Source organism: Streptococcus mitis, from assembly GCF_003942865.1.
Classification (GTDB): Bacteria; Bacillota; Bacilli; order Lactobacillales; family Streptococcaceae; genus Streptococcus; species Streptococcus mitis_BI.
In genome coordinates this window covers 75496-81869 of record NZ_RJNZ01000009.1, presented here as the reverse complement: position 1 = coordinate 81869, position 6374 = coordinate 75496, and the positions used below count along the sequence as shown (strand labels likewise).

At 39.7% G+C, this 6374-nt stretch carries 6 protein-coding genes; 2 read left to right on the top strand and 4 right to left on the bottom strand.

Annotated elements, in window-relative coordinates; translation table 11 throughout:
* The 4 genes from D8845_RS07210 to D8845_RS07195 form a co-directional block, all read right to left on the bottom strand.
* On the bottom strand, positions 1 to 474 hold a 474-nt coding region (locus D8845_RS07210), incomplete at its 3' end, for a pneumococcal-type histidine triad protein (RefSeq protein WP_125452979.1).
* 7 nt (positions 475 to 481) lie between these two features.
* On the bottom strand, positions 482 to 1399 hold the full coding sequence (adcAII, locus tag D8845_RS07205; protein WP_125452978.1) for a zinc-binding lipoprotein AdcAII: 918 nt from the start codon (positions 1397 to 1399) through the stop codon (positions 482 to 484).
* A 141-nt stretch (positions 1400 to 1540) separates the two neighbouring features.
* On the bottom strand, positions 1541 to 3274 hold the full coding sequence (gene ptsP, locus D8845_RS07200) for a phosphoenolpyruvate--protein phosphotransferase (protein ID WP_125452977.1): 1734 nt from the start codon (positions 3272 to 3274) through the stop codon (positions 1541 to 1543).
* A 5-nt stretch (positions 3275 to 3279) separates the two neighbouring features.
* Positions 3280 to 3543, bottom strand: a complete 264-nt coding sequence (locus tag D8845_RS07195; protein ID WP_000146947.1) for a phosphocarrier protein HPr — start codon at positions 3541 to 3543, stop codon at positions 3280 to 3282.
* A 350-nt stretch (positions 3544 to 3893) separates the two neighbouring features.
* Here D8845_RS07195 and nrdH point away from each other — a divergent pair, with 350 nt between their 5' ends.
* Positions 3894 to 4112, top strand: coding sequence for a glutaredoxin-like protein NrdH (gene nrdH / locus D8845_RS07190; RefSeq protein ID WP_000259240.1), 219 nt, complete (start codon positions 3894 to 3896; stop codon positions 4110 to 4112).
* 80 nt (positions 4113 to 4192) lie between these two features.
* Positions 4193 to 6352: a class 1b ribonucleoside-diphosphate reductase subunit alpha gene (gene nrdE / locus D8845_RS07185; RefSeq protein ID WP_125452976.1), complete on the top strand. Its 2160-nt coding sequence runs from the start codon at positions 4193 to 4195 to the stop codon at positions 6350 to 6352.
* The last annotated feature ends 22 nt before the right edge of the window (positions 6353 to 6374 follow it).

The following is a 6374-nucleotide window of genomic DNA, read 5'->3' as shown; positions in this document are numbered from 1 at the left end:
TTCCTGCTTCTGACGAGTAATTTCTTCTTTTGTTCGAACATTATCAGCATGTGCCACATCCTTAAGATAGACATAATACTTACCATCTACCTTAATCACATAGCCACCCTTGATTTCATTGACAATGTCTGAATCCTTCAACTGATAATTTGGATCTTTCATCAGCAGTTCCTCACTAATGATAGCATCATAAGGAACCTTGCCATTATAGTAATGATAATGGTCTCCATGAGAAGTCACATAACCTTGGTCCGTAATCTTGATAACAATTTGCTCGGCATTTATACCTTCTTTTTTACTGACTTCATCAGGTGTCAAATTCTCTGCCTTTTGGCTTGGTTGGTTACCATCTATATATGAAACACGATTATTTTCTTTTACAGTTTGAGCTTGGTGCAAACCTAGTTCATAAGCACAGACACTTAAAATAAGTGCTGCTGCTGATCCAGCTAGATATTTTTTATTGATTTTCATTCTTTCCTCACTTTAATTCTTCTGCTAAAATACTCATATTTTCTTCTAGGTTTTCTAGATAAGTCTTGTCATTTTGTGGGTCTGCCTCTAAAGGATTCAGAGTTTTAAGCCCCACACCTGTTGATTTGACAAGAGTTTCAGCTACTTTTGAAGAAGCGTTACTTTCTGTAAAAATCGTTTTAACCTTATAGGTTTTAACAAATTCCTGAATTTCTGTTAGTTGTCTTGGACTTGGTTCTTGTTCTGGAGAGATACCTGCAATACCAAGTTGATTGAGTCCAAATCGCTTAGCCAGATAAGAAAAGGCTGTATGTTGTGTTACAAATGTTTTCTGACTCGCTTTTTCAAATTTAGGTTGGAATTTCTTAGTCAATTCTTGAGCTTTTTTGATAAAGGCTTGCGCATTTTTTTGATAAGTTTCTTTATGCTCACTATCCACCTCTGAAAGTTTATCAGCGATAATCTGAGCTTCTTCGCCAGCTTTTTCAGGATCTAGCCAAGTGTGAGGATCGTAAAGCGTTTTTTCATCAACTCCCTCACCTGCTTCCACATCTTCTAGACCAGGGACACGATCCAATGTCATTCCTTCTGAAGCCTCTAAAACCTTAACTTTTGATTTTTTTAGATTTGGATCCAGACTTCCTGCCCAAGATTCGAGCGTATGCGAATGGTAGACAAATACATCTGCATCATAGATGGCTGCAATATCATTTGCTGAAGGTTCAAAGGAGTGAATTCCGCTACTTGACTGAATCATTCGAACATCATTCAAGTCACCAGATACTTCCTTGACCATAGCATAGATAGGATAAAAACTGGTCACGATTTTCATCCCTTTACCTGACTGGCTTTCCTTCTGCCCACAAGCAGCTAAACACAAAAGAAAGACACTTAACAACACTAAAAACAAATTTTGTTTCTTCATAAAAACTCCTTAACTAGTTATTTAACTAGTTAATATTCTACTCCAATTTTTTTTATTGTCAAGCATTTTATGAACTAGTTAATAGATTTTCTGATTTTAAACTATAAAAAACCTTGCAACTAGGTTACAAGGTTGATCACATTAATCGAAGTTAACGTATTCTTTTTGAAGTTCAAGGACTTCTTCCATTGTTGAACACTCTGTAAGGGCACGGTTAGCGTACTCTTGCATCTTAGCAGTGTCCAATTTCTTCATCAAGCTACGTGTACGAAGTACTGATGTTGCTGACATAGAGAATTCATCCAAGCCCATTCCGACAAGAAGTGGAACAGCTTTTTGGTCACCAGCCATCTCACCACACATACCAGCCCATTTACCTTCAGCGTGAGCTGCCTTGATAACGTTGTTGATCAAGCGAAGGATTGATGGGTTATATGGTTGGTAAAGGTATGAAACTTGCTCGTTCATACGGTCTGCTGCCATTGTGTATTGGATCAAGTCGTTTGTACCAATTGAGAAGAAGTCAACTTCTTTAGCAAATTGGTCTGCAAGCATCGCTGCTGCAGGGATTTCAATCATGATACCAACTTGGATATCATCCGCAACTGCAACTCCTTCCGCAAGAAGGTTCGCTTTTTCTTCATCAAAGACTGCTTTAGCTGCACGGAATTCTTTCAAAAGGGCAACCATTGGGAACATGATACGCAATTGACCATGAACAGAAGCACGAAGAAGAGCACGGATTTGTGTGCGGAACATTGCATCTCCAGTTTCGGCAATAGAGATACGAAGGGCACGGAATCCAAGGAATGGGTTCATTTCGTGTGGCATATCGAAGTAAGGAAGTTCCTTATCTCCACCGATATCCATTGTACGAACAACCACAGGCTTACCATTCATTCCTTCAAGAACAGCCTTGTATGCTTCATACTGCTCATCTTCAGTTGGGAAGTCTTGAGAATCCATGTACAAGAACTCTGTACGGTAAAGTCCAACCGCTTCTGCACCGTTGTTGTTAACACCTTCAACGTCTTTTGGAGTACCGATGTTAGCAGCCAACTCGAAGTGTTTACCGTCAGCAGTCACTGTTTGAGCATCTTTCAAAAGTGCCCATTCAGCTTTTTGTTTAGCATAAGCTTCACCAGCTGCTTTAAATTCTGCCGCTTGTTCATCTGTTGGGTTGATAATCACTTCACCAGTAATTCCGTTAACGGCAAGGATATCACCGTCTTTCACCACTTCAGTAATGTTATTTGTTCCCAATACAGCTGCAATTTCAAGTGTACGTGCCATGATAGCTGAGTGGCTTGTACGTCCACCGATATTTGTTACAAAAGCTTTTACAAAGTTTTTATCCAATTGAGCTGTATCAGATGGTGTCAAGTCATGCGCAATTACGATTACTTCTTCATTGATAGAAGCTGGATTTGGCAATTTTTTACCAAGAAGGTTTGCCAATACACGTTTTGTCACGTCGCGGATATCCGCTGCACGTTCTTGCATATATGGGTTGTCTTCCATGCCTTCAAAGATAGTGATGAACATGTCAGTCACTTCTTTAAGACCTGCTTCAGCATTGACTTTCTTAGCACGGATTGTTTCTTTAATCTGACCAATCAATTCTGGGTCAGCAAGAACCATCAAATGAGCGTCAAAAACTTGAGCCGCTTCTTCACCAAGCGTACCTACAGCTTTCTCACGGATAAGAGAAAGCTCGTTTTGAGAAGCTTCAAGAGCTACATCCAAACGAGCCTCTTCTGCGTTTGTATCTTCGACTGAAACAGTCTCGAATGACAAATCCGGTTGAACGAGTAGATATGCTTTTGCAACTGCAACACCGTCAGATGCTGCGATTCCTTTAAGCATTTCTGTCATTTTCCTTATGCCAATCCTTCTTTTTCCATTGTTTCTGAGATTGCAGCGATAGCATCATCTGCATCTGCACCTTCAGCTGAGATAGTTACGTCAGCACCTTGGCCAACACCAAGACTCATAACACCCATGATTGATTTAAGGTTAACTGATTTACCTTTGTACTCAAGAGTGATATCTGAAGCAAATTTGCTAGCAGTTTGTACCAACAATGTTGCTGGACGTGCGTGAATACCTGTTTCTGCCACTACGTGGAAATCTTTAGAAGCCATAGTTTGACTCTCCTTTTGTTCTTTCTTTTTTGAGTTATATGTGATAACCCTTACAATTTGGTATTATATCATCTTCTAGGATTTTTTTCAAGCATTTTATGGGATTTATTCGATTTCCTTTCAGATAACTTGCTGAAAATCTTCTATTCTAGATAACAAAACACAGGATATAGTTTTCCAAAAAACTACTTGTAGGATTATCATAACTATTTCATAAAACAAACACTACATATTGTGTTTTGTGAGCTTAAGCATAAAAATAGACCACTATATTTAGTTTTAAATCATTGACAAAAATTTATTTTCTGATATACTAAGAAAGTAATCTATTTTGAAAGAGGAGTTACACAATGGTAACCGTTTATTCTAAAAACAACTGTGTCCAATGTAAGATGACCAAACGTTTCTTGGACAGTAATAATGTCGCTTATCGTGAAATCAATCTTGATGAGCAACCTGAGTACATCGATCAAGTTAAAGAGCTCGGTTTCAGCGCAGCTCCTGTTATCCAAACACCAACTGAAGTCTTTTCAGGTTTCCAACCAGGAAAACTGAAACAATTAGCATAATCTTAGTACATCATCCAGAAGAAACTGCTTCTAGGGCTAACTTAGAAGCCTTTCTTTTGTAATTAGACAAGGGAATTTTTATGGGATTAAAACATCTTGAGGACGTGACTTACTTCCGTCTTAATAACGAAATCAACCGTCCTGTTAATGGACAAATCATGCTTCATAAAGATAAGGAAGCCTTGGATGCCTTCTTTAAAGAAAATGTAGTTCCAAACACTATGGTTTTTGATTCAATCAAAGATAAAATCAACTACCTCATTGAACACAACTACATCGAAACAGCCTTTATCAAGAAATACCGTCCAGAATTTTTGGAAGAATTAGCTCAATTTATCAAAGACCAAAACTTCCAATTCAAGTCTTTCATGGCAGCTTATAAGTTTTACAATCAATATGCCTTAAAGACTAACGACGGTGAATACTATCTTGAAAGCATGGAAGACCGTGTCTTCTTTAACGCCCTTTATTTTGCTGATGGTGATGAAGCTGTTGCGATTGATATTGCCAATGAAATCATCCACCAACGCTATCAACCTGCTACTCCTTCCTTCTTGAATGCTGGACGTGCTCGCCGTGGGGAGTTAGTATCTTGCTTCCTAATCCAAGTAACTGATGATATGAACTCTATCGGACGTTCTATCAACTCAGCTCTTCAACTTTCACGTATTGGTGGTGGTGTGGGAATTACCCTCAGCAACCTTCGTGAAGCTGGTGCACCTATCAAAGGCTACGAAGGAGCAGCTTCTGGTGTCGTACCAGTCATGAAGCTCTTCGAAGATAGTTTCTCTTACTCCAACCAATTGGGTCAACGCCAAGGCGCTGGTGTTGTCTACCTCAACGTCTTCCACCCAGATATCATCGCCTTCCTTTCAACTAAGAAAGAAAACGCCGATGAAAAAGTTCGTGTTAAGACCCTTTCACTTGGTGTTGTAGTACCCGATAAATTCTACGAATTAGCACGTAAAAATGAAGAAATGTACCTCTTCAGCCCTTACTCAGTAGAACTTGAATACGGTGTTCCATTCAACTACATTGACATCACTGAAAAATACGATGAATTGGTCTCAAATCCAAATATCCGCAAGACAAAAATCAAGGCGCGTGATTTGGAAACTGAAATCTCTAAATTGCAACAAGAATCTGGCTACCCTTATGTTGTCAACATTGATACGGCTAACCGTGCAAACCCAGTTGATGGAAAAATCATCATGAGTAACTTGTGTTCTGAGATTCTTCAAGTCCAAGAACCAAGCTTGATCAACGATGCTCAAGAATTCCTGCAAATGGGAACAGACGTTTCATGTAACCTTGGTTCAACCAACGTAGTTAACATGATGACTTCACCTGACTTTGGTCGTTCTATCCGTGCTATGGTTCGTGCCCTTACTTTCGTTACAGATAGTTCACACATCGTAGCTGTTCCTACCATCGACCACGGAAATAGCCAAGCTCATACCTTTGGTCTTGGTGCCATGGGACTTCACAGCTACCTTGCCCAACAATTGATTGAATATGGATCGCCTGAGTCTGTTGAATTTACAAGCATCTACTTCATGCTCATGAACTACTGGACTTTAGTTGAGTCAAACAATATCGCGCGTGAACGTGGTATTACCTTCCACAACTTTGAAAAATCAGACTATGCTAACGGAAGCTACTTTGAAAAGTATATTACAGGCGAGTTTGTTCCAAAATCAGACCGTGTTAAAGAACTTTTCAAAGATGTCTTTATCCCAAGTGCTGCTGACTGGGCTGAACTTCGCGACAAGGTTCAAGCAGATGGACTTTACCACCAAAACCGTCTAGCTGTTGCCCCAAATGGTTCGATCAGTTACATCAATGACGTTTCTGCTTCTATCCACCCGATTACGCAACGTATCGAAGAGCGTCAAGAAAAGAAAATCGGTAAAATCTACTATCCTGCTGCTGGCTTGTCAACAGAAACCATTCCTTACTACACTTCTGCTTACGACATGGATATGCGTAAGGTGATTGATGTTTACGCAGCTGCAACTGAGCATGTGGACCAAGGACTTTCACTCACTCTCTTCATGCGTAGTGACATTCCAAAAGGTCTTTACGAATGGAAGAAAGAAAACAAACAAACGACACGTGACTTGTCTATCCTTCGTAACTATGCCTTTAACAAGGGTATCAAGTCTATCTACTACGTCCGTACCTTTACAGATGACGGTGGAGAAGTCGGTGCCAACCAATGTGAAAGCTGTGTGATTTAATCTTTGCTTGAGGAAACTACAT